Here is a 22,712-nt window from a genome sequence, read left to right as displayed (position 1 = left end):
CGCGATGAGCACGGCGTACGAGCTGGACCGCAAGCACGTCTTCCACTCCTGGTCCGCCCAGGCCGAGATCACCCCGATGGTGATCACGGCCGCGCGCGGGTCCTACGTCTGGGACGACGGCGACCGCCGCTACCTGGACTTCTCCTCCCAGCTGGTCTTCACCAACATCGGTCACCAGCACCCACGGGTGGTCGCGGCGATCAAGGAGCAGGCCGACCGGCTCTGCACGATCGCCCCGCAGCACGCCAACGAGCAGCGCTCGCAGGCGGCTGCGCTGATCGCGGAGATCGCCCCCGACGGGTTCGAGAAGGTGTTCTTCACCAACGGCGGCGCCGACGCCAACGAGCACGCCGTGCGGATGGCGCGGCTGCACACCGGCCGGTTCAAGGTGCTCTCGGCGTACCGCTCCTACCACGGCGGCACCCAGACCGCGATCAACCTGACCGGCGACCCCCGCCGCTGGGCCAACGACACCGCGACGGCCGGCACCGTGCACTTCTTCGGCCCGTTCCTCTACCGCTCGGAGTTCCACGCGACGACACAGGAGGAGGAGTGCGAGCGGGCGCTGCAGCACCTCTCCCGCACGATCGAGGCCGAGGGCCCGCACACGATCGCCGCGATCCTGCTCGAGACGATCCCCGGCACCGCCGGCATCTTCGAGCCGCCGCCGGGCTACCTCGCCGGGGTGCGCGAGCTGTGCGACCGACACGGCATCGTGATGATCCTCGACGAGGTGATGGCCGGCTTCGGCCGCGCCGGCACCTGGCTCGCGCTGGACCGGTACGACGTCGCCCCCGACCTCATCACCTTCGCCAAGGGCGTGAACTCCGGCTACGTCCCGCTCGGCGGGGTGATCATCAGCGACCCGATCGCCGACACGTTCGCCCACCAGCCCTACCCGGGGGGCCTCACCTACTCCGGGCACCCGCTGGCGACCGCCGCCGCCGTCGCGACCATCCACACCATGCGCGACGAGGGCATCGTCGAGAACGCCGACCGGCTCGGCCGCGAGGTCCTCGGTCCCGGGCTCGCCGAGATCGCCCAGCGGCACGCGTGCGTCGGCGAGGTCCGCGGCGTCGGCGCGTTCTGGGCGCTCGACCTCGTCGCCGACCGCGGCACCCGGGAGCTGCTGCCGCCGGCCGCGCTCGGCGAGGTCGTCGGCGCCTGCAAGGCCGCCGGCATGCTGCCGTTCTCCAACACCAACCGGATCCACCTCGTGCCGCCGTGCACGATGAGCGACGAGGAGGCTCGCGAGGGGCTGGCGATCCTGGACGACGCGCTGAAGGCCGGCGATGTCCATGCCCGGAACTAGGCCCGGCACGAGGACCGGGCCCAGCCACAGCACGGTCTACGAGCGGCAGGCGCCCGCGGCCGAGGCCGTCGACGCCGCACTCGCGCCCTCGCGCCACGCGGTCTTCTGGCTGGAGGACGTGGGCGAGCCGACGGCGTACCCCGCGCTGGCCGGCGGCACCGCGGCCGACCTCACCGTCGTGGGCGGCGGCTACTGCGGGCTGTGGACCGCGGTGCTGGCGAAGCGCCGCGACCCTGGCGCCCGTGTCGTGCTGCTCGAGGCGAACACCGTCGGGTGGGCGGCCTCGGGCCGCAACGGCGGCTTCTGCGAGGCCAGCCTGACCCACGGCGAGGAGAACGGGCGCACGCGCTGGCCCGAGGAGTACGAGGCGCTCGAGCGCCTCGGCGCGGCCAACCTCGACGCGTTCGAGGCCGACGTGCGCGACCTCGGCCTCGACGTGCAGTTCGAGCGCACCGGGATGCTGAGCGTCGCCGTCGAGCCGCACCAGGTCGCGTGGCTGCAGGACGGCCCGGGATACCTCGACGCCGCCGCCGTACGCCGCGAGATCGACAGCCCGGTGTTCCTCGCCGGCGACTGGAGCCGCGACGACTGCGCGCTCGTGCACCCCGCCCGCCTGGCGCGCGAGCTGGCGCGCGTGGCCGCCGAGCTCGGCGTGGAGATCCACGAGGGCTCCCGGGTCACGGGCATCGACAGCCGCTCGCCGGGGCCGGTCACCGTCCGCACCGGCAGCGGCTCGGTGACCAGCGACCGGGTCGCGCTGGCGACCAACGTCTTCCCGTCCCTGGTGCGGCGCGCGCGGCTGCTGACGGTCCCGGTCTACGACTACGTGCTGATGACCGAGCCGCTGAGCGCCACCCAGCTCGCCTCGATCGGATGGTCCCACCGGCAGGGCCTCGGCGACCTGGCCAACCAGTTCCACTACTCCCGGCTGACCGCCGACAACCGGATCCTGTGGGGCGGCTACGACGCGATCTACCACCGCCGGGTCGACGCCGCCCACGAGGATCGCCCCGAGACCTTCCGGCGCCTGGCCGCCCACTTCCTCACCGTCTTCCCCCAGCTCGAGGGCGTCACCTTCACCCACCGGTGGGCCGGCGCCATCGACACCTCGACCCGGTTCACCGCGTTCCACGGGCTCACGGCGCGGGGCCGGGTGGCGTACGCCGCCGGGTTCACCGGCCTCGGCGTCGGGGCGACCCGCTTCGCAGCCGAGGTGATGCTCGACCGGCTCGCCGGCCTCGAGACCGAGCGGACCGCGCTGGAGATGGTGCGCAGGATGCCGCTGCCGTTCCCGCCCGAGCCGCTCGCGAGCGCCGGCATCAACCTGACCCGATGGTCGCTGGACCGCGCCGACCACCGGCAGGGCCGGCGCAACCTGTTCCTGCGCACGCTCGACGCCGTCGGCCTGGGGTTCGACTCGTGACCGCGACCCGCCGCCTGCTCTCCTCGGACGTCCTGGCCGTCGAGCTCGGCCCGGAGCGGACCCTGCCGCTCGACACGCTCGCCGACGTCGAGGTCGGCCTCTGGTCGATGGCTCCCGGGACCGAGCGCGACACCGAGACCGACGAGGTGTTCGTCGTGCTCGCCGGCCGCGGGAGCGTCGCCTTCGAGGACGGTGAGGTCGTCGACCTCGCCCCGGGCACGGCCGTCCGGCTGCGCGCCGGTGAGCGCACCACGTGGACCGTGACCGAGCCGCTGCGCAAGGTGTACGTCGCCCTGTAGCGGCATCCGACTGCGCGTGGCCCGGGCCCGGCTCGGGTACGGCGCCGCCATGGCCCGCTACAACCGAGACCTCCAGGCTGCCGTCGACGCGACCTCGGTCGCCAAGGACGCCCACACGACCACCGACCTGCTCGGCTACCTGCGCGACCAGCTGGCCGAGCGCGACATCGAGACGACCGACGAGGACTGGCTGCGGCGCACGGTGGAGGCGATCGACGCCGACCCCAACTACATGGTCGAGGACGAGCCGTCCGACTTCGAGGCCCCGCGCCCCGACCAGGCCCCCGACCAGTAGACGACACCTGTCACGCGACGAGTCACCGGTCCCACCAGTCCCGCGACGGCCGCCGCGAGTTGGCATCTCGCCGGTGGGTCGACATACGTTGCTGGACCATGAGCACGAGCACCGCCCCGCACCGACTCTCCCGCCGACTCCTGTCCGGCGCCGCCGCAGGCCTCGCCGCGACCCTCGCACTCACCCTGGGACCGGCCGTCTCCCCGGCCGACGCCCACCACGCCGGCGTACCCGGCCCGGTGCACGCCGGCAACACCTACGGCTGGGGCAAGGCGCCGGTGGACTACCGGTTCGTCGGCCCGCTCAAGCGCTCGCAGTGGAAGGTCAAGGGCCCCGGCGTCGTGAAGAACCAGCACGGGATGCTCACCCTCAACACCGCCAAGCGCGGCACCGTCAGCGCCACCCAGATCACCCAGGGCCACACGACCGGTCGGTGGGAGATCCGGCTCCGCTCGCGCCAGTACGGCCACGGCGGCAAGAACTACCGGGTGATGACCGAGCTGGTCCCGGCCGGCAAGCGCCCGGAGTACTGCGGCGCCAAGAACATCGCGCTCGAGGCCTACACGCCCAACAAGACGATGGTCAGCCACTACATCCGCAGCCGCCCGGACAACCGCTACTTCGCCCGCAAGGGCCTCGGTCTCAAGAACGACCAGTGGCACACGTTCGCCGTGGAGGTCACCCCGCGCCGCATCTCGTGGTTCGTCGACGCGCACGTCATCAGCACCGAGCGCCGCAAGGACGCCCTGACCGGCGTGCCGTTCGCGGTGCGGTTCACGATGCAGGGCGTCGACGGCAAGCGGATGAACCAGAGCCGGATGCAGATGGACTGGCTGCGCTACTGGAGCCTGCGCAAGCCCAACACCAAATCCACCAAGGCGCCCGCGCCCACCCTGGGCACCTACCGCGGGGGCTGCTGAGCGCAGGAACGGCGAGCGGCCGGGTGCGGGCTCGCGGCACAATCGGGGCGTGACGCAGGACCTGAGCGCCGTGGCCTGGCCGGCGCGCACCGAGCGGTTGAGCATCCGGCCGGCCACCCCCGACGACCTCGACGCCACGTGGGCGTTCCGCCGGCTCCCCGAGGTCTGCGAGTGGGTGACGTGGCTGAGCGCCGACCGCGAGGCGTACGCCGCCCAGTTCCTCGACCCGCCACGGCTGGCCAGCACCCTGGTGGTCGAGCGTGGCGCGGACGTCGTCGGCGACCTGATGCTGCGCGTCGAGGACGCCTGGGCCCAAGGTGAGATCGCGGAGCGGGCCGCCGGCGTCCAGGCCGAGCTCGGCTGGACGATCGACCCCGCCCACGCCGGGCGGGGCTATGCGACCGAGGCCGTGCGCGAGCTGCTGCGGATCTGCTTCGAGGACCTCGGCCTGCGCCGGGTGACGGCGCTGTGCTTCGCCGAGAACACCGCCTCGTGGCGGCTCATGGAACGCGTCGGGATGCGACGCGAGGCCCACAACGTGCGCGACTCGCTGCACCGGTCCGGGGCCTGGCTCGACGGGTACGCCTATGCGCTGCTCGCCGAGGAGTGGCGGGCACGGACCGTCAGCCCGTGACCAGCGCCAGCTCGGCGAGCCCGTTCCCCTCGAGCCGCATCACGTGGATCTCGTCGAGCTCCGCTGGACGTCCGGGGCCCGGCGCTGGGACCGTGTGGGCGTGGGACCGGGCCCGCCGGTCCTCGACGGAGGGGATGCGGATGCCCGACGAGCAGCGGACCGTGCTGGCGACCACGGAGGACCTGCGCCGGATACTGATGCTGATCCACTCCACGATCGCCTACGGCGCGAGCGCCGTGGCGCTCACGCTCGTGGGTGGGTGGGTCGTCGTCGCCGTCATGAGCGACGTGGACGTCCCGACCATCCTGCCGCTGCTCGCGATCGCCTCGACGCTGGTCACGATCGTCGCGTGGGCCAGCCAGGAGGAGACCCAGCAGATCGGCAAGGCCTACCGCGCGACGCTGAAGGAGCCGGAGTCGCCCGCGTAGCCCACGCATCGACGGGTCTCGCGAAACGCTGCGCCCTCAGCGCTCGAGCCGGATGGTGACGGTCCCCCCTCGGGGATCGACGGAGTCGAGGACGTCCGCCGGCACGCGGAAGACGCGACCCGGCGCGGCCGGCCACATGACCCGCTTGCGTGCGACGACCCGGCCGTCCTGCTCGAGGACGACCTTGGGCACGGCGACGTACTCCTCGGTCCAGAGCAGCAGGCGGCGGCGCGGTGGCGCCGGGTCCCCTGGCCGGAGGATGCCGGGCGCGACCCACCGCAGCGGCGCCTCGACCTCGAGCCGCGCGCCGGCGGACGGGGGCTGGCGCCCCTCGAGGTAGCCGCGGACGTGCTCGGCGACCGCCGCCCCGTCCAGGGCGGCGATGTCGGCGGTGTCGACCGGGTGCAGCACGTTGCCGGCCGCGAAGATCCCGGGCCGGTCGGTGCGCAGCGCGGTGTCGACGAGCGGGCCGCGGCTGCTCGGGTCGAGCGTGATGCCGGCCGCGCGGGCGAGCTCGTTGTCGGGGATCCAGTCGCCGGTGAGGATCACGGTGTCGCACTCGACCGTGCGCCGCTGCCCGGTGTCGAGGTCCTCGATCTCGACGGCCTCCACCCGGGGCCGGCCCATGATGCGGGTGACCCGGGTCCGGGTGGCGACAGGGGTCTTGAGGACGATCCGGCCCGGCCGGTGGAAGAGCCAGTACGACTCCGCGTGCGGATGGGTCGTCGTCATCAACGCGGTGCGGCACCCGGCATGGCGCAGCGTCAGCACCGCGGACCAGCTGACCAGCTCGGCCCCGACGACGACCGCCCGCTTGCCGACGGTGCCGTGCTTGAGGTGGACGATGTTCTGCAGCGTGCCGGTGGTGAGGACGCCCTGGGCGCGGTCGCCCGGGATCGCTCGGGCCGCCCGAGGCCGCTCCCGGGCCCCCGAGGCCAGCACGACCGCCCGGGCGGCGACCCGCAGCCGGCCCTCCGGGGAGGTGACCATCAGTGACGTGGGGCCGGCCCAGTCGGTGGCCATGGCCTCGGTGAGGATCGTGGCTCCGGCGTCGGTGGCCTTGTCGCGCAGCATCCGCGCGTACGTCGGCCCGGTGACGAACCGGCCGAGGTCGCGCATGCCGTAGCCGGGGTGGTCGCTGTGGCGGGGGATGCCGCCCGCCTCGCGCTCCCGCTCGAGGACGAGGACGTCCCGGGTGCCGGCGCGCGCGAGCTCGGTGGCGGCGCGCAGGCCGGCCGGACCGGCGCCGATGACGACGACCTCCGGCTCGACGACCCGGGTGTGCGCGTCGGGGGTGGTGACGTCGGTCATCACTGGTCCTGCCCTTCTGCGAGGGGTGCGCCGGCGGGGACGGAGGCGGCTCGGGTCTCGAAGAGCTCGGCGACCTCGGCGCCGCAGTAGAAGCCCTGGCACCGGCCGTTCTGGGCTCGGGTCCGGCGGCGGAGGCCCTCCATCGTGCTGGGCGGGATGGTGCCGGCGAACGCGTCGCGGATCTCGCCCGCGGTCACCCGCTCGCAGAAGCACACGATCCGGCCGTACGCCGGGTCGGCGGCGATCCGGGCGGCGTCCTGGTAGGGGCGCAGCGACGCCTCGCCGATGTTCGGCATCCGAGGCGGATCGGGCAGGTCCTCGCGGGGGACGAGCTCGAGGGCGCCGGTGTCGGCGAGCAGCTCGCGCACGTGCTCGGCGAGCGCCATGCCCGAGCTCAACCCGGTCGAGCGGATCCCGCCGGCGAGCAGGTAGCGCTGCTGGGCGTCGACCTCCACGACGTAGTCGGAGAACTCGGTGGCCGCGCGCAGGCCGGCGTACGTCGCGGTGACCTCCTCCTCGAGCAGCCGCGGCATCAGCCGCTTGCCCTTCTCGAGCAGGAACTCCAGGCCGCCCTCGGACGTGCCGGTGTCGGTGCGGTCGGTGAGGTCCTCGGCGGTGGGGCCGAGCATGACGTTGCCGTAGACCGTGGGGCTGATCAGCACGCCCTTGCCGACGGCGCTGGGCACCGGCAGCACGATCTTGTCGACCAGGGGGCGCGCCTGCTTGTCGAACACCAGGAGCTCGCCACGGCGAGGGGTGACGTGGAAGCGGTCGAACCCGAAGTGCTGGTCGATGAGGTCGGAGCCGAGCCCGGCGGCGTTGACCACCCAGCGGGTCCGCACGTCGCCTGCCGAGGTGTGGAGGACCGTGACGTCGTCCTCGACGCTCGCGCCCGTGCAGCGCCGACCCAGCAGCAACGCCGCGCCGCGCCGTACGGCGTCGGTCGCCAGGGCGAAGTTGGTGGTCCAGGTGCAGATGATCGACTCACCCGGGACCGTCAGCCCGCCGAGCGCCCCGGGTCCGATGTGCGGCAGCTGGCGGTAGACCTCGCGGGCGCCCACGATCTCGGTCTCGAGGTAGCCGTTGGCGATCGCCTTCTCCTGCAGGCCGGGCAGGTTGCCCACCTGCTCGGTGTCCCACGCGACCAGGATCGCTCCCACCCTCTCGACGGGGATCCCGGTCGCGGCGGCGTAGTCGCCGAGCAGGTGGTAGCCCTCGTGCACCAGCCGGGACTCCAGCGTGCCGGGCTTGGCGTCGAAGCCGGTGTGGAGGATCGCGGTGTTGGCCTTGCTGGTGCCCTCGCCGACGTCGTCGCGGGCGTCGAGCAGCGCGACCGAGAGCTCGTAGCCCGCCAGGGTGCGGGCGATCGCGGATCCCACGATGCCCGCCCCGACCACCACCACGTCGAAGGGCTGGTCGGCCCCGGGCCGGCCGGCGCCCACGGGGGAGGCGCCGGCCGGGCGGGCGTCGGCCGACGGGGCGGCGACCGACGGGGATCCGGCCGACGGGGTGCCGGCCGATGGTGCGGTGGTCATGGTGGGTCCTCGATTCCGAGAGGGATGATCAGGCGGTGGCCGCGGCGGCGTTCCACCGGGCGCGGAACTCCGCGGCCCGGTCGGCCGACCAGCGGGGCGAGTAGACGAGGCTCGGCTCCCAGGGCACGACGGCGTCGGCGAGGCCGAGTCCCGGCTCGTGGGCGACCCGGGCCAGCGCGGCAGCGCCGAGCGGCGTGGCGTGCGGGGACGGGTAGAGCTCGATCTCGATCTGCATCAGGTCGGCGACCGCCTGCATCAGCGTGCGGCACTGGGTGAGTCCGCCGTCGACCCGCAGCCGGGTCAGGGGGCGGCCGAGGTCGCGCTCCACGGCGGTGCCGAGCTCGGCGACCTGCGCGGCGATGCCCTGCAGGATCGCGGTGACCAGGTGACCCACGGTGGTCGAGAGGGTCATGCCGCTGACGCTCGCCTTCGCGTCGGGCCGCCACCACGGGGCGCCGAGCCCGGCCAGGGCGGGCACCGCGAGCACGCCCTCGGCGTCGGCGGCTGCGACCTTGTCCATGTCGGCGGCGGTCTGGATGTAGCCCAGCTGCTCCATCCACCGCACGGCCGAGGCGGCGGTGTAGACCTGGCCGTCGATGCAGTACGTCGTCTCGCCGCCGACCTGCCATGCGACACAGGCCGCGAGTCCGGCGCTCGAGCGCGCCGCGCTGGTGCCGGTGTTCGCCAGCAGGAACGCGCCGGTGCCGAACGTGCACTTGGCCTCACCCGGCTCCAGGCAGCCCTCGGCGACGAGGGCCGCCTGCTGGTCGACGACCAGCCCGCCGACCGGGATGCTCCCCCCGAAGGCGGTGGTGGTGCCGACCTCGACGTCACACGGGACGATCGTGGGAAGGCGCTCCTCGCCGAGGCCGAAGATGCCGAGCAGCTCGCGATCCCAGCCGGTCGTGTCGAGGTCGGTCACCAGCGACCTGCTGGCGGTGGCGGCGTCGGTGACGAACTCGCCGGTGAGGTGGTGCACCAGCCAGGTGTCGGAGGTCGTCACGACGCCCTCGCGGGTGACGTTGCGACGCAGCCACGCGAGCTTGGGTGCCGTGAAGTACGGGTCGAGCACCAGCCCGGTGCGCTGGGCGAACGTGTCCTCGTGCTCGGTCAGCTCCTGGCACAGCGCCTCGGCCCGGCGGTCCTGCCAGACGACGAGGTCCGAGAGCGGGCGCCCGGTGTCCGGGTCCCAGGCCAGCACGGTCTCGCCCTGGTTGGAGAGCGTGACCACGTCGACGGGTGCTCCGGCCGCCGCGACCGCCGCGCGTCCCGCCTCGAGGACGGAGTCGAGCAGCGCCTGCGGGTCCTGCTCCACCCCGCCGCCGGGCAGGTAGCGCGGACGGACGGTCCGCTCGGCCAGCCCCAGCACCTGACCGTCGCCGGCGACGACGAGGGCCTTGGTGCCGGAGGTGCCCTGGTCGATGGTGAGGACGGTGGTCACCGCCGCTCCTCCTCGGTCTCCTCGAACTCCTCGATCGCCTCGACGTCGGAGTCGAGGATCTTGTCGACGTCGACCAGGTCGGGCATGGTCAGGCCGGCGCGGCCGTGGCGGATCAGCAGGTAGGTGAGGTAGACCGCGCCGAGGGCGAACATCACCAGCGCGTAGCGGATCGGCTCGGAGAACGACTCGTCGCGGAAGATCAGCAGCTCGTAGACCAGCCACACCGAGGCGAACACGATGACCGGGATCTCCCACTTGCCCAGCGAGAAGCCCTGGCTCGGCGGGAGGGCGCGGCGCTTGACGACGTACATGAGCACGGTGCCGGCGTAGATCAGGGCCGGCAGCAGGGTGCCTGCGGAGAACAGCGAGAAGAGGGCGTCGCTGGAGGTGGCGAAGATCGCCAGCACCGCCTGGGCGACGACCAGCATGAACACCGACGCGCTCAGCGGGGTACCGCGGGAGTGGCTGATCTTGTGCAGCGCCTGCCAGCCGGGGAAGCGCTCGTCGCGCGACATCGCCCAGACCAGCCGGGTGCCGCTCAGGGTGATCACCAGGCCGCAGGAGAAGATCGAGATCACGACCAGGATCAGCAGGATGTTGCCGACCACGGAGCCCAGGACGTCGGTGATCACGGTGGCGATCGGGGTGGCCGACTGCGCCAGCTCGGCGGTGTCGCCGGCGAGCGCGGTGACCGCGATGAGGAACAGCATGCCGAGGACGCCGAGCGAGAGGACGGCGTGCGCCATCGCCTTGGGGATCACCCGGGCCGGGTCCTTGGTCTCCTCGGCGAGGTTGGCGGCGGACTCGAAGCCGACGATCGTGAAGGCGCCGAGCAGGAAGGCCAGCGGGAACGGGCCGGCGTGGTTGAGGTCACCGAAGTCCCAGTAGCCCTCGGAGGCGACCGGCTTGGACTCGAAGAGGGTCCCGAAGTCGAGCGCACCGGTGACCGCACCGACGACGAACAGCAGCACGGTCAGGCTGATCATGCCGATGATCTGGATGGTCACGGCGACCTGGTTGACCTTGTTGGTGGTCCGCGTCGACCAGGCGACGAGGATCGCCTGCACGAGGACGACGACCGCCGTGATGGCCCAGGCGTTCTCGAGCGTGTAGCTGTAGTCGAGCAGCTCGGGCAGGATCGTCGCGGCGATCGTGTAGTCCACCGCGACCACGACCACGGCCAGGAACGTGAAGGAGATCCAGCCCATCACCCAGCCGGCGATCGGGTTCGCGATCCGCGAGACCCACTGGTAGGCGTAGCCGCTGATCGGGATGCGGGCGGCGAGGGCGCCGAAGATCAGCGCGACCGCCAGCTGGCCGGCGACGGCGATCGGCCAGGCCCAGATGCCTCGGGGGCCGGAGCTGTTCAGGACCGCGCCGTACGTCGTGAAGATGCCGGTGGCGATCGAGACGAAGCCGAACGCCACGGAGAAGGAGGCGTACCAGCCGAGCTCACGTGCCAGCTTGTCCGTCCGGTAGTTCTCGGTGAGCTCAGCGGCCAGGCCGCTCGGCCCCTGGCCTGCCTGGCCGGGGGCTCGATCACTGTGCGGAGCGGTCACGGCTCCTCCGTTCGTCGGTCATCGTAGTCCGGTCGGTATGGTCTATACCGTGTGGTCCGTACCAAGATCGACCCGCGATCCCCGGTTGTCAATGGGTTCTCACGAACTCGTTCCGGGACGAGGCGGAGTCGACCCACTTGGTATAGACCAAGCGGGCTGTGGGCGTAGGCTCACCATCGTGGCTGCACCGCGTCAGAGCTCCCGCTCCCCTCGCTACGTCGGCATCGCCGCCGAGCTGCGCGAGCGGATCCTCGACGAGCACCTGGCCCCGCACACGCTGATGCCGTCCGAGCGCGAGCTCAGCGAGCAGTTCGAGGTGAGCCGGATGACCGCCCGCCAGGCGCTGATGCTGCTGGAGAGCGAGGGGCACGTCTACCGACGACCACCGCGGGGCACCTTCGTGGCCGAGCCGCGGGTGCGGTTCCAGATCGGCAGCTTCTCCGCGGAGGCCGACCGCCTGGGGCGGCAGGCATCTGCGCAGCTGCTGTGGGCCAAGGCCCTCGCCGGCGCAGGCAACGGCGCCACCCGGGCGCGCACCGCCCTGGGGCTCGCCGACGACGACACCGTGCACGCCTTCCGCCGACTGCGGCTGATGGAGGGCGAGCCGCTGGCGATCGAGACGACGTACTTCCCCTCGGCACTCACCCCCGGCATCCTCGACGTCGAGGCCGAGGGCTCGTTGTGGGGACTGCTGCGGGAGCGGTACGGCATCGAGATGACCCGGTCGGTGGCGGTGATCGAGTCGATCGTGCTCGACGAGGAGTCCTGCGACCGGCTGGCGGTGCGGGCGGCGTCCAGCGGCATCCTGCTGACGCGGCGCACCTTCGACCAGGACGACCGGTGCGTGGAGTTCGCCCGGGACGTCTACCGCGCCGACCGGGCGGCCTTCGAGGTCTCGGCCTCGGTGGCCCGGTGAGCGGTCCCGCGACCGTCCTGTTCGACCTCGACGGCGTGCTCACCTCGCGCGACACCTTCGCGACGCTCGTGTCCCGACGCCTGACCCGCGCGCCGTGGCGGCTGGCCCTGGCGCTGCCGGCGCTGCCGTTGATGGCGCTGACCGGCTACCGCCCGCAGTGGCGCGGGCCGGTGTCGCGCTACCTCGTCCGCGTCGCCCTCCTCGGCTCGGACCTCGACGGGGCCCGTGACGAGGCGCGCCGGCTGGGCCGGGAGTTCGCCCGCACCCCGCGGTGGCTCCGAGCGGCTGGGCTCGACGCGGCCCGGGACCATCTCGCCGCGGGCGACGACGTCGTCGTGCTCACCGCCACCGAGCACACGCTGGCCCGCACCCTCCTCGACGAGGTCGGGCTCGGCCGCGCCCGGCTCCTCGCCTCCGCGCTCACCCGGGCCCCGGGCGGGGTCCGGATGCATCCCCACAACTACGGCGCCCGCAAGCTCGACGCCCTCCGTGCCGCCGGGGCCCCTCGGCCCTGGACGGTGATGTACACCGACTCCTGGGCCGACAGACCGACGCTCGCGGAGGTCGAGCAGGTGGTGCTCGTCGCTCCCGCACCCCGGCTCCTCGAGCGGGCCCGCAAGGCCTGGCCGGGCAAGGTCCGGGCGATCGGCTGAGCGTCGACGCCGCCGGTCAGCCGATCTCGTCGAGGTCGAGTCCCATCGGGGACCGGGCCGGGATCTCCCCGGCCGCCACGACCGCCGCGGCGATCGGGCGCAGGTCGCCCGCGAGCTGCTCGACCTCCGCCTCGTCCAGGCCGGCGTACGCCGTGGCCGCCGCCCGGTCGGTCTGCGCCTCGACACGCTCCTTGAGCTCACGCCCGGCCGCGGACAGGTGGCCGGCATCCCCCACCAGGCCGCGCGCCGCGAAGTCGGCTCGGATGGCGGCCCACTCCTCCGGCCCGAGTCGCCGAGCCAGGGCGTAGACGTCGGCGGGCGTACCGGTGGCCAGCGCGTGGAGGACGTGCGACTCACGACCCCCGATCCCGGCGGCGACGAGGGCGGCCACGTGGCCGTCGCCGCGGTGCTCGCGCAGCAGGGTCGCCGCGTGCCACAGGCGCGCGAGCGGCTCGGCCGGCACCGGCAGCGCTCTGTTGGCGGCGAACAGGGGCCGGCCCTCGAGCGGCGCGGCCGCGGCGGCGCGGGTCGCGACCTCGGCGGCCCGCTCCACGACGGGGTCGACTCCGGCCGGACCGGTTCCGAGGTGGCGTCGCAGCGCTGCGACGGATCCGTCCAGGCGGGCAGCGAGCGCCGCCTCCGGCGCGGCGAGGTCCCAGGCGTCCGGGATCGCGCGGCGTACGTGCTCGGACGCGAAGTTGTAGAAGACGGCGTGGGTCAGCTCGGCCGACGCGCGACCCAGCGGAGCGGCCCGGCCGGCGAAGTAGCCCATCCAGAAGCCCCGGTAGCCCGCGGCCCTCAAGGCTGCCAACGGCTCGGGCGAGAAGTACGTGACCGCGTGGATCGGCTCGAGGAGCCGCCACAGGCGCCGCGCCGTCGCGGCCGCGTCGTCCGAGTCCGACATCGCGTCAGTGGGCCATGTCGACGAAGCGGGAGTAGTGGCCCTGGAAGGCCACCGTGATGTCGCGGGTGGGGCCGTTGCGGTGCTTGGCGACGATCAGGTCGGCCTCGCCGGGACGGGTCGACTCCTTCTCGTAGACGTCGTCGCGGTGCAGGAGCACGACCATGTCGGCGTCCTGCTCGATCGAGCCGGACTCACGCAGGTCGCTGACCATCGGGCGCTTGTCGGAGCGCTGCTCGGGACCACGGTTGAGCTGGGAGAGCGCGATGACCGGGACCTCGAGCTCCTTGGCGAGCAGCTTGATCTGGCGGGAGAACTCCGAGACCTCGAGCTGGCGGGACTCGACCTTCTTGCCCGAGGTCATCAGCTGCAGGTAGTCGATGACGATCAGCCGCAGGTCGTGGCGCTGCCGCAGGCGCCGCGCCTTGGCCCGGATCTCCATCATCGTCATGTTCGGGGAGTCGTCGATGAACATCGGCGCCGAGGACACCTCGCCCATCTTGCGCGCCAGCTTGGCCCAGTCGTCGTCGGTCATGTTGCCGTTGCGGATGTGGTTGAGCGGCACCTTCGCCTCGGCCGAGAGCAGCCGCATGGTGATCTCCGAGCGCGTCATCTCCAGGCTGAAGAACACGCTGGCCAGGTTGTTGTGGATCGAGGCGGCACGGCAGAAGTCGAGCGCAAGCGTCGACTTGCCCATGGCCGGGCGCGCCGCGACGATGATCATCTGCCCGCCGTGGAAGCCGTTCGTCAGGTCGTCGAAGTCGGCGAACCCGGTCGGCACCCCGTAGATCCCCGCCTCGCGGTTGGAGATCGCCTCGATCTCGTCGAGCACCCCGTCCATGATGTCGCTCAGCGGCGCGTAGTCCTCGGCTGCCCGCTTGTCAGTGACCTTGTAGACCTCGGCCTGGGCCTCGTCGACGATGTCGTCGACCTGGCCCTCGCCGGCGTAGCCGATCTGCACGATCCTGGTGCCCGCGTCGACCAGCCGGCGCAGGATCGCCTTCTCGCGCACGATCTCGGCGTAGTAGCCGGCGTTGGCGGCGATCGGCACGTTGGCCGAGAGGGTGTGGAGGTACGACGCGCCACCGATGCGCTGCAGCTCGCCGCGGCGCTGCAGCTCGGCGGCGACGGTGACCATGTCGACGGGCTCGCCCCGGCCGTAGAGGTCGATGATCGCGTCGTAGACCGTCTCGTGGGAGGGGCGGTAGAAGTCGGTGCCGCGAAGGACCTCGGTGACGTCGGCGATCGCGTCCTTGGAGATCAGCATCGAGCCGAGCACCGACTGCTCGGCCGCCATGTCCTGTGGCGGCGTGCGGTCACCCGGCGAGCTCGGCCGCTCCCCGGGCGCGTACGGCGCCGGGCCGTCGCCCCAGTCGTCGATCGGCGGCTCCGGCAGCCCTCGCGAGCCCTGCTCGGTGACGCTCACCCTGTCCCCCTGATCGCTGTCGTCCTGATCGTTCCCATGTCGACCCAGCTGGCGTGGATCACGACGCTAGACGTGCGGACCGACAGCCCTCCCCGACCGCTCCCGGACCGCTCCCGGGAGGGCCTCGACCGCCTGCCCCGGGAGTGACCGTAGGCGCCCGGGCGCCCGGGTGGTTAGCCCGTTATCCACAGGCTCTGTGGACAACTCGGCCCGGCCCGTGGACGACACGCGCAGGGGTGTGGGGCGGGCTGGGGATGACCTGTGGACAGAGCCGTCCGAAAAGTGCGGATCGGCCGGTTGACCTGGGAGGATCGCGCTCCACAGCTGTGGATGAGAAATACTTGCCCAGGAATTCCGCGACACGGCCAGGTCACCCCCCGTTCACCCGAGCGCTTTGTCGACATAGCGCTCCTGGTGGGTTTTCCAGAACTCATCCACAGATGTTGAGAACTAGTCCCGTCAGGGTCAGGCAGGCGATGTGACACTTACAGTGACTAGGTCGGCGACGTGATGCGCCACGCACGTCGAGCCTCCGACCGGGAGATCCTCCGGCTGGCGGTGCCGGCGTTCCTGGCACTGGTCGCCGAGCCGCTGTTCCTGCTGGCCGACGCCGCCATCGTGGGCCACCTCGGGACCGCGTCCCTGGCCGGGCTCGGGATCGCCGGGGCGGTGCTCCAGACCGCCGTCGGGCTGTGCGTCTTCCTCGCCTACGGCACCACCGCCGGCGTCGCCCGGCGCCTGGGCGCGGGGGACCTCCGCGGAGCCCTGGCGCAGGGGATCGACGGGTTGTGGCTCGCCGCGGCGATCGGCGTGCTCGTCACGGTGCTCGGCGTCGCGCTGACCGAGCCACTGGTCCGCCTGTTCGGGGCCTCCGAGGACGTGGCCGACCCAGCGGCGACGTACCTCCGCCTGGCCTTCCTCGGCACCACGCCGCTGCTGCTGATGCTCGCCGCGACCGGGATCCTCCGCGGCCTCCAGGACACGCGCACACCACTCGTCGTGGCCGTCGGCGGCAACCTGCTCAACGTCGTCCTCAACCTCGTGCTCGTCTATCCGGTCGGGCTCGGCATCGCCGGCTCGGCGCTCGGCTCCGTGCTCGCCCAGGCCGCCAGCGCGGCCGCGTTCCTGGTCGTGGTCGTCCGCTCGGCCCGTGCGCACGGGGCGCCGCTGCGCCCCGACCTGCCCGGCATCCGGTCCGCCGGCCGCGCCGGCCTCCCGCTGGTCGTCCGGACGCTCACGCTGCGGGCCGCGCTGCTGCTGACGACGTACGCCGTCACGCTCGGCGCGTCCGGGGCCCGCGCGCAGGAGGTCGACCTCGCCACCCACCAGCTGGCGATGACGCTGTGGACGTTCCTGGCCTTCGTGCTCGACGCGGTCGCGATCGCCGCGCAGGCCCTCACCGGACGAGCGCTCGGCGCAGGGGACGTGCAGGGGGCCCGCGAGACCACCGTCCGGATGGTCCGGTGGGGAGTGCTCAGCGGTGTGGTGACCGGGCTGCTGCTCGCCGCGACGAGCCCCGTCCTCGGTGGGCTGTTCACCGGCGACGGTGACGTCCGAGACCGGCTGGTCCCGGTGCTGGTCGTCGCCGCGCTCGGGCAGCCGGTGGCCGGGGTGGTGTTCGTGCTCGACGGTGTCCTCATCGGGGCCGGGGACGGCCGCTACCTGGCTCGGGCGGGCCTGGTCACGCTCGTGGCCTACGCGCCCCTGGCGCTCGCGTGCGCGGTGGCAACGGCTGGGCTGGTCGCGATCTGGGTCGCGTTCACCGCGGTCTTCATGGGCGCCCGCCTGGTCGTGCTCGTGCACCGGGCACGCGGGGATGCCTGGCTGGTCACCGGCGCGGAGATCACTGGCTAGGGTGGCGCGGTGAAGCCGCTCCAGTCGATCGCGATGGGGTTGGTGATCATCGCGCTCAGGGCCTGGGTCAACGGGTACGACCTGCTGCCCGACCCGATCGGGTGGCTGCTGGTGCTGCAGGGCCTGGGCGCGCTGCCGACGGCTCTCCCCCACCGACCCGCGCTGCGCACGCTCGGCCTCCTCGCGCTCGTGACGAGCGTCGTGCTGTGGTTCCCCTCGCTGCGCGACGGCCTCGAGCGCGCCGACGAGTCGCTGCTCTGGGCAGCGGACCTGCCGCAGCTCGGCTTCGTCGGAGTGCTCTGCCTCGCCCTGTCGCGGGCCGCGAGCACCGGTCCCGCCCCCGACCCCGGAGCGGCGCGCTGGTTGCACACCGCCGCGGTGCTCACCGGCCTCGCCGCCGTACTGCCGGTGGTCGCGCTGGGCGCGGGCGTGGACTCGCTGGTCGAGCTGATGATCGTGGGCTCGGGTCTTGTCCTGCTGCTGGTGATCGTGCTGATGTTCCGCTACTCGGCCCGACCGTGGGCCGCGACCGAGGTGGACCAGACCGCTGCGCCCTGAGGCGCCTGCGGTCGTAGCCCGCCGCAGTCGCGGGCGTTGGGGAGGCAGCAGAGGGAGAAACCGGAGGGATCCATGCGTCACATCTCGACCCGTCGCGCCACCGTCGCGCTGGCCGCCGTCCTCGCCGCGGCCGGGCTGCCGCTGGTCGCCCCCGTCGCCCCGGCGGACGCCGCCGACGCCTGCCTGAGCGAGGTGCAGCCCAAGGACCCGCTGCTCGGCACGATCCCGATCGGTCCCGCGTGCGACGACACGGTCGCGCCGACGACGACCCTCGGCGCGGTCCAGCCGGGGGTGAGCGACGGGTGGGTGCGCTCGACGAGCGTCACGATCGCGTTCACCGGCAAGCACACCGACGCCGACGCCGACCCGATCGGCTTCCAGTGCCAGTTCTTCAACACCCCGGCGGCGCCGACGACCTGGAAGGACTGCACGTCGCCGTTCGTCGCCGACAAGCTGGACCAGAACACCGGCACGGCGTACACGTTCCGCGTCCGCGCGGTGGACACCGCCGACAACGCGCACGACATCACCACGGACCCGATCTTCGCCGCGGGCACCGATCTGCCCGACTACGACGCCTCGCCGGCCGAGCTGGTCTTCCGCGCCGACGTGACCGCGCCCAACACCTTCGGGGTGCTGCGCACCGACTACTACGACGAGGACGACTCGGCGGCTCCGATGGTGACGAGCCCCCTCGTCCAGGTGCGGCTGCAGAGCAGCGAGGGGAGGTCGGACGGGACGGCCACCTACCAGTGCCGGCTCAACGACCGGCCGGTCGCCTGCAACGACGGGATCACGACCCTGCGGGCGCTCTCACCCGGGCTCCAGCGCTTCACCGCTGCGGCGGTCGACCCCGCGGGCAACGTGGACCCGAGCCCGTTCGAGCAGCAGTTCTTCGTGCCGCGCAACCTCACGCTCGCCGACGTGGCGCGCTCCTCGACCGGCGACTGGCGTGCGGTGCGAAGCCCGCGCGCGTTCGCCGGTGAGTACCTCCAGGCGAAGGCGTACGGCGCGACCGTGAGCTTCCCGGTCCGCAACATCAAGGCGATCCGCCTGCTGGCGCCGGCGGGACCGGGCCTCGGCAAGGTGCAGGTCCGTGTCGGCCGCGGCGCCTGGACCACCGTGAACCTCGCGTCCCCCGACGCCCAGGGGATGAAGATCTACCAGGTGCGCGAGGAGCTCTCCGGCCTGGTCGCCGGGCCGCTGCAGATCCGGGTGGCCTCGAAGAACAAGCCGGTGCGCATCGATGCCGTGATGGCGCGCTGACCCGCGCGGGTCGCCGTACCTCCGCCCCCCAGCAGCACACGAACCAACAGACAGGGCCCGCGCCTCCCGAAGGAGGCGCGGGCCCTGTCGTGTGGAACGTTGCCGCTGCGCTGGCTCAGCCGTGGTTCAGCGTGGGTTCAGCGCTGCCGAGATGTGGGTCAGGCCGGGATCACGTTGAGGGCCACCACGGCGGACACCTCGTCGTGCAGCTTGACCGAGACCTCGTGGGAGCCGAGCGACTTGATCGGGTTCTTGACCACGATCGTGCGCTTGTCGACCTGCTCGCCCGAGGCGTCGGCGAGGGCGCCGGCGATCTCGGTGACCGTGACGGCGCCGAAGAGGCGGCCGCCCGCACCGGAGCGCACCTTGACGGCGACCGGCTGGGCCTCGAGCTTGGTCTTGATCTGCTCCGCGTGGTCGTGGTCGCGCACCGCGCGCGAGGCACGGGCCGCCTTGATCGACTCGACGGTCTTCTCGCCACCGCGGGTCCAGCGCATGGCCAGGCCACGGGGGACGAGGTAGTTGCGGCCGTAGCCGTCCTTCACCTCGACGACGTCGCCGGGGGCACCGAGACCGGTGACTTCCTGGGTCAGGATGAGCTTCATGTCCTCGGCTCCTCTCAGCGACCGGTGGAGGTGTAGGGCAGCAGGGCGACCTCGCGGGCGTTCTTGACCGCGATGGCCACGTCGCGCTGGTGCTGGACGCAGTTGCCGGTCACCCGACGGGCGCGGATCTTGCCGCGGTCGGAGATGAACTTGCGGAGGAGCGCGGTGTCCTTGTAGTCGACACCGGTCGCCTTCTCCTTGCAGAACTGGCAAACCTTCTTCTTGGGCTTGCGAATCACTGCCTTGGCCATTGTGGTGCTTCCTTTCTAGAAGCCCGGCCCCATGACTGGGTTGAGTGCCGGAATGGTTGAGGGTGTTCGGGATGGGTTGATCAGAACGGCGGCTCGTCGGAGCCGACCCCGGGGGCGCCCCAGGGGTCGTTGGCCGGAGCGGACTGGCCGCCGCCGGCCGGAGCGCCGCCACCCTGCGGAGCCGGAGTGGCCCACGGGTCGTTGCCCGGCGCCGACTGGGGACGGGACTGCCCGCCACCGCCGCCGCCGGAGTAGCCGCCGCCGCCGCCCGAGCGCGAGGCGCGGGTGACCTTCGCGGTCGCGAACGCCAGCGCGGGGCCGACCTCGTCGACCTCGAGCTCGACGACCGTGCGCTTCTCGCCCTCGCGGGTCTCGTAGGAGCGCTGCTTGAGGCGACCCTGCACGATCACGCGCATGCCGCGCTGGAGCGACTCGGCGACGTTCTCCGCGGCCTGCCGCCACACCGAGCAGGAGAGGAACAGCGCTTCGCCGTCCTTCCACTCGTTGGTCTGGCGGTCGAAGGTGCGCGGCGTCGACGCGATCCGGAAGTTGGCCACGGCCGCCCCCGAGGGGGTGAAGCGCAGCTCCGGGTCGTCGACGAGGTTGCCGACCACGGTGATGACGGTCTCGCCTGCCATGCGGGTCTCCCTAAGCGTTGGTTCTGATCGGAGTCAGTCCGGTCGGGTGCGTCCGACCACGTGGGCCCATCGTCGCGGCACGCGCCGACAGGGGGAAGTGGCCGTCCACAGGACCGGTCGGGTGGACCGGTCCGTTCCCGGGTCAGTGAGCGTCGGGACGCATGACCTTCGTGCGGAGGACGGACTCGTTGAGGGTGAGCTGACGGTCGAACTCCTTGACCGTGGCCGGCTCGGCGTTGAGCGAGATGACGGCGTAGATGCCCTCGGCGTTCTTCTTGACCTCGTAGGCCAGGCGACGCCGGCCCCACACGTCGACGGACTCGACGGTGCCGCCATCCTTGCGGATGACGTTCAGGTACTTGTCGAGCGACGGCTCGATGGTCCGCTCTTCGAGGCTGGGCTCGAGGATGACCATGACTTCGTAGGCACGCATAGCGGTCTCCACCTCCTCTGGACTAGGCGGCCACGGACTCTCCGTGGCAGGAGGGCTTGCGTTGGTGTTGCATTCTCCGCCAGGGGCCCGTCGGTGGGCGTGCACAGAGAACGCCCCAGGCTAGCAGCGGTGGACGACGAGCCATAAATGCTGCCCGACCGGGGTAGACCGCATCCGATGACACGTACGCCGCCCGGCTCGGCCGGGCCCGCACCCGCCGGCGCCGTCGCCGGCCGCTACGTGCTGCTCGACCAGGTCGGCGCGGGGGCGATGGGCTCGGTGTGGCGGGCCCGCGACCTGCGCACCGGCGAGGTGGTCGCGGCCAAGGTGCTCGGCGCCCACGACAGCACCACGCTGCTGCGGTTCGTGCGTGAGCTGTCGGTGCGCATCGCCCACCCCCACGTGGTCGCGCCGACCGGCTGGGCCGCCGAGGACCACCGGGTGGTGTTCGCGATGGACCTGGTCCGCGGCGGGTCCGTCGACCAGCTCCTGGCCGAGCACGGCCCGCTGCCCGCGTCGTACGTCGTGCTCCTGCTCGACCAGACGCTCCAGGCCTTGGCAGCGGTGCACGCGGCCGGCGTCGTGCACCGCGACGTCAAGCCGGCCAACCTGCTGCTCGAGCCGACCGGTCGAGGTCGCCCGTTCGTGCGGCTGGGCGACTTCGGGGTGGCCGTGCCGGTCGAGGACGTGCGGCTGACCCGGGTGCCCGGCGGGGTCGGCACCGACGGCTACATGGCCCCCGAGCAGGCCGCGGGCGCTCCTCCCGACCCCCGCCAGGACGTGTACGCCGTCGGCGTGCTCGGCGCGGAGCTGCTCACCGGGCGCCGCGGCGCACCCCCGCCCGAGGGCACGCTCCGTCCGCTGCTCGAGGCGATGACCAGCACCGACCCGGCGCTGCGGCCGCCGACCGCGGCGCAGGCGCTGGAGCGGCTGCGCCGCATCGAGGTGCCGGCCTCGACCCAGGACCGGCCGTGGCCGTTCGTGCCCGACCGGCTGCCACCGCTGCCCGCGGCCTCGAGCCGGTGGCTCGACGTCGCGATCGCGTGCTTCGTCGCGACGATCCTGCTGTGCGCGGCCGCGACCTACCTGTTGCTGTCCTGACGCGCGCGCCACAGCGAGACGAGACCGATCGCGAACAGGATCGCGGCGATCGCGAGCAGCACCAGCGGGGCCGTGGTCACGCCGCCACCCGGACGTCGACGCCGACAGCGCGCAGCTCGGCGACCCCGCGCTCCGGTGCGGCGGCATCGGTGAGCACCGCCGTCACCGCCGCGAGCGGCAGCACCTCGAACGCCGAGGCCGCGCCGATCTTCTCCCCGCTGCCGAGCACGTAGGTCTCGGCGGAGCGCTCGGCCCAGGCCCGCTTGATCGCGGCCTCCTCGGCGTCCCCGGTGGTCAGGCCGGCCACCGGGTGGATGCCGGTCACGCCCAGGAAGAACAGGTCTGCGCTGATCCGCCCGATCGCCTCGTGGGCGATCGCGCCGTACGCCACGACCGAGTGCTTGAACAGCCGCCCGCCCACGATGATCACCTCGACGCCGGGGTGGGACGCGAGCTCGACAGCGATCGTCGGGCTGTGGGTGACGATCGTCGCGCGCAGGTCGAGCGGCAGGAGCCGGGCGAGCTCGCGCGCCGTCGTGCCCCCGTCGATCGCGACGGTCTGCCCCGGCCGCACCAGCGCGGCGGCCGCGGCGGCGACCTGTGCCTTGGCGCCGGTGCCGATCGTGGTGCGGACGGCGAAGTCGGCGACCGCGGGCGAGGCCGGGAGCGCGCCGCCGTGCACGCGGTGCAGCAGGCCGTCGGCGGCCAGCTCGCGCAGGTCGCGGCGGATCGTGTCCTCGGACAGCTCGAGCTCGGCGGCCAGGTCCTTCGCGACGACCCGGCCCTCGGAGCGCAGGGTCGAGAGGATCAGGTCCTTGCGTTGGGCGGCGAGCACGGCGAACACCCTAGACCCCTGCACGAACCTTCTTGTTTTTGCATGTTTCTGCACGTTAGTGTCGGGTCATGACCGCTCCTCTGATGATCCTGATCGCCGGCCCCTACCGTTCCGGCAC

At 72.7% G+C, this 22,712-nt stretch carries 24 protein-coding genes; 13 read left to right on the top strand and 11 right to left on the bottom strand.

All coding sequences use genetic code 11. The features are described 5' to 3' along the window. Nucleotides 1–4 precede the first annotated feature (4 nt). From Q0L15_RS12945 to Q0L15_RS12915, 7 genes are all read left to right on the top strand, one after another. Nucleotides 5–1,312: an aspartate aminotransferase family protein gene (locus Q0L15_RS12945; RefSeq protein ID WP_296604857.1), complete on the top strand. Its 1,308-nt coding sequence runs from the start codon at nucleotides 5–7 to the stop codon at nucleotides 1,310–1,312. After that, nucleotides 1,299–2,735, top strand: coding sequence for an FAD-dependent oxidoreductase (locus Q0L15_RS12940; protein ID WP_296604856.1), 1,437 nt, complete (start codon nucleotides 1,299–1,301; stop codon nucleotides 2,733–2,735). The genes Q0L15_RS12945 and Q0L15_RS12940 overlap by 14 nt, the downstream gene beginning before the upstream one ends. Then, nucleotides 2,732–3,034 carry a cupin domain-containing protein gene (locus Q0L15_RS12935; RefSeq protein ID WP_296604855.1) on the top strand — a complete coding sequence of 101 codons (303 nt, stop codon included), beginning with the start codon at nucleotides 2,732–2,734 and terminating at the stop codon, nucleotides 3,032–3,034. Before Q0L15_RS12940 ends, Q0L15_RS12935 begins: the two co-directional genes overlap by 4 nt. 49 nt (nucleotides 3,035–3,083) lie before the next feature. After that, nucleotides 3,084–3,329 carry a hypothetical protein gene (locus tag Q0L15_RS12930; protein ID WP_296604854.1) on the top strand — a complete coding sequence of 82 codons (246 nt, stop codon included), beginning with the start codon at nucleotides 3,084–3,086 and terminating at the stop codon, nucleotides 3,327–3,329. 98 nt (nucleotides 3,330–3,427) lie between these two features. Beyond that, nucleotides 3,428–4,249 carry a family 16 glycosylhydrolase gene (locus Q0L15_RS12925; RefSeq protein ID WP_296604853.1) on the top strand — a complete coding sequence of 274 codons (822 nt, stop codon included), beginning with the start codon at nucleotides 3,428–3,430 and terminating at the stop codon, nucleotides 4,247–4,249. Nucleotides 4,250–4,298: 49 nt separating this feature from the next. Beyond that, on the top strand, nucleotides 4,299–4,883 hold the full coding sequence (locus tag Q0L15_RS12920; protein ID WP_296604852.1) for a GNAT family protein: 585 nt from the start codon (nucleotides 4,299–4,301) through the stop codon (nucleotides 4,881–4,883). A 140-nt stretch (nucleotides 4,884–5,023) separates the two neighbouring features. Continuing rightward, complete coding sequence (locus Q0L15_RS12915; RefSeq protein WP_296604851.1) at nucleotides 5,024–5,311, top strand: hypothetical protein; 288 nt, start codon at nucleotides 5,024–5,026, stop codon at nucleotides 5,309–5,311. 36 nt (nucleotides 5,312–5,347) lie between these two features. On the opposite strand, the gene Q0L15_RS12910 is transcribed toward Q0L15_RS12915, so the two are convergent. From Q0L15_RS12910 to Q0L15_RS12895, 4 genes are read right to left on the bottom strand one after another with little or no spacing between them, the layout of a single operon-like run. Continuing rightward, nucleotides 5,348–6,622, bottom strand: a complete 1,275-nt coding sequence (locus Q0L15_RS12910) for an FAD-dependent oxidoreductase (protein ID WP_296604850.1) — start codon at nucleotides 6,620–6,622, stop codon at nucleotides 5,348–5,350. Then, entirely contained in the window at nucleotides 6,622–8,157 is a 1,536-nt protein-coding gene (locus Q0L15_RS12905) for an NAD(P)/FAD-dependent oxidoreductase (RefSeq protein ID WP_296604849.1), read from the bottom strand. The genes Q0L15_RS12910 and Q0L15_RS12905 overlap by 1 nt, the downstream gene beginning before the upstream one ends. Before the next feature lie 28 nt (nucleotides 8,158–8,185). Continuing rightward, the gene (locus Q0L15_RS12900; protein WP_296604848.1) at nucleotides 8,186–9,598 is read right to left on the bottom strand and encodes an FGGY family carbohydrate kinase; all 1,413 of its coding nucleotides are present in this window, start codon (nucleotides 9,596–9,598) and stop codon (nucleotides 8,186–8,188) included. After that, nucleotides 9,595–11,157 (bottom strand): amino acid permease, encoded by a 1,563-nt coding sequence (locus tag Q0L15_RS12895; RefSeq protein WP_296604847.1) that lies wholly within the window; start codon nucleotides 11,155–11,157, stop codon nucleotides 9,595–9,597. Before Q0L15_RS12895 ends, Q0L15_RS12900 begins: the two co-directional genes overlap by 4 nt. A 178-nt stretch (nucleotides 11,158–11,335) precedes the next feature. On the opposite strand from Q0L15_RS12895, the gene Q0L15_RS12890 reads away from it, so the two are divergent. Both Q0L15_RS12890 and Q0L15_RS12885 read left to right on the top strand, forming a co-directional pair. Continuing rightward, entirely contained in the window at nucleotides 11,336–12,073 is a 738-nt protein-coding gene (locus Q0L15_RS12890; RefSeq protein WP_296604846.1) for a GntR family transcriptional regulator, read from the top strand. After that, nucleotides 12,070–12,726, top strand: coding sequence for a haloacid dehalogenase-like hydrolase (locus tag Q0L15_RS12885; RefSeq protein ID WP_296604845.1), 657 nt, complete (start codon nucleotides 12,070–12,072; stop codon nucleotides 12,724–12,726). Before Q0L15_RS12890 ends, Q0L15_RS12885 begins: the two co-directional genes overlap by 4 nt. A 16-nt stretch (nucleotides 12,727–12,742) precedes the next feature. On the opposite strand, the gene Q0L15_RS12880 is transcribed toward Q0L15_RS12885, so the two are convergent. Together Q0L15_RS12880 and dnaB are read right to left on the bottom strand one after the other, a co-directional pair. Then, nucleotides 12,743–13,630, bottom strand: a complete 888-nt coding sequence (locus Q0L15_RS12880; protein WP_296604844.1) for a hypothetical protein — start codon at nucleotides 13,628–13,630, stop codon at nucleotides 12,743–12,745. Between the two features lie 4 nt (nucleotides 13,631–13,634). Continuing rightward, a complete protein-coding gene (gene dnaB / locus Q0L15_RS12875) occupies nucleotides 13,635–15,053 on the bottom strand; it encodes a replicative DNA helicase (protein ID WP_296604843.1) in 1,419 nt (472 codons plus the stop codon). Between the two features lie 510 nt (nucleotides 15,054–15,563). Between dnaB and Q0L15_RS12870 the strand changes: the two genes are divergently transcribed. From Q0L15_RS12870 to Q0L15_RS12860, 3 genes are all read left to right on the top strand, one after another. Beyond that, nucleotides 15,564–16,907: an MATE family efflux transporter gene (locus tag Q0L15_RS12870; RefSeq protein ID WP_296604842.1), complete on the top strand. Its 1,344-nt coding sequence runs from the start codon at nucleotides 15,564–15,566 to the stop codon at nucleotides 16,905–16,907. A gap of 9 nt (nucleotides 16,908–16,916) precedes the next feature. After that, the gene (locus Q0L15_RS12865; protein ID WP_296604841.1) at nucleotides 16,917–17,465 is read left to right on the top strand and encodes a hypothetical protein; all 549 of its coding nucleotides are present in this window, start codon (nucleotides 16,917–16,919) and stop codon (nucleotides 17,463–17,465) included. Nucleotides 17,466–17,537: 72 nt separating this feature from the next. Further along, nucleotides 17,538–18,731 carry a hypothetical protein gene (locus tag Q0L15_RS12860; protein WP_296604840.1) on the top strand — a complete coding sequence of 398 codons (1,194 nt, stop codon included), beginning with the start codon at nucleotides 17,538–17,540 and terminating at the stop codon, nucleotides 18,729–18,731. 158 nt (nucleotides 18,732–18,889) lie between these two features. On the opposite strand, the gene rplI is transcribed toward Q0L15_RS12860, so the two are convergent. The 4 genes from rplI to rpsF form a co-directional block, all read right to left on the bottom strand. Then, nucleotides 18,890–19,336 carry a 50S ribosomal protein L9 gene (gene rplI / locus Q0L15_RS12855; RefSeq protein ID WP_296604839.1) on the bottom strand — a complete coding sequence of 149 codons (447 nt, stop codon included), beginning with the start codon at nucleotides 19,334–19,336 and terminating at the stop codon, nucleotides 18,890–18,892. A gap of 14 nt (nucleotides 19,337–19,350) precedes the next feature. Beyond that, a complete protein-coding gene (gene rpsR, locus Q0L15_RS12850) occupies nucleotides 19,351–19,587 on the bottom strand; it encodes a 30S ribosomal protein S18 (RefSeq protein WP_011758085.1) in 237 nt (78 codons plus the stop codon). A gap of 80 nt (nucleotides 19,588–19,667) precedes the next feature. Next, nucleotides 19,668–20,225 carry a single-stranded DNA-binding protein gene (locus Q0L15_RS12845; protein ID WP_296604838.1) on the bottom strand — a complete coding sequence of 186 codons (558 nt, stop codon included), beginning with the start codon at nucleotides 20,223–20,225 and terminating at the stop codon, nucleotides 19,668–19,670. Nucleotides 20,226–20,367: 142 nt separating this feature from the next. Next, the gene (gene rpsF / locus Q0L15_RS12840; RefSeq protein WP_296604837.1) at nucleotides 20,368–20,658 is read right to left on the bottom strand and encodes a 30S ribosomal protein S6; all 291 of its coding nucleotides are present in this window, start codon (nucleotides 20,656–20,658) and stop codon (nucleotides 20,368–20,370) included. A 177-nt stretch (nucleotides 20,659–20,835) separates the two neighbouring features. On the opposite strand from rpsF, the gene Q0L15_RS12835 reads away from it, so the two are divergent. Then, the gene (locus Q0L15_RS12835) at nucleotides 20,836–21,759 is read left to right on the top strand and encodes a serine/threonine-protein kinase (RefSeq protein ID WP_296604836.1); all 924 of its coding nucleotides are present in this window, start codon (nucleotides 20,836–20,838) and stop codon (nucleotides 21,757–21,759) included. A 76-nt stretch (nucleotides 21,760–21,835) separates the two neighbouring features. On the opposite strand, the gene Q0L15_RS12830 is transcribed toward Q0L15_RS12835, so the two are convergent. Continuing rightward, nucleotides 21,836–22,594 (bottom strand): DeoR/GlpR family DNA-binding transcription regulator, encoded by a 759-nt coding sequence (locus tag Q0L15_RS12830; RefSeq protein ID WP_296604835.1) that lies wholly within the window; start codon nucleotides 22,592–22,594, stop codon nucleotides 21,836–21,838. Nucleotides 22,595–22,712 lie beyond the last annotated feature (118 nt).

The sequence above is a fragment of the Nocardioides sp. genome (assembly GCF_024509035.1).
In the GTDB taxonomy this organism is placed as follows: domain Bacteria; phylum Actinomycetota; class Actinomycetes; order Propionibacteriales; family Nocardioidaceae; genus Nocardioides.
This window is presented reverse-complemented; position numbering and strand designations above follow the sequence as displayed.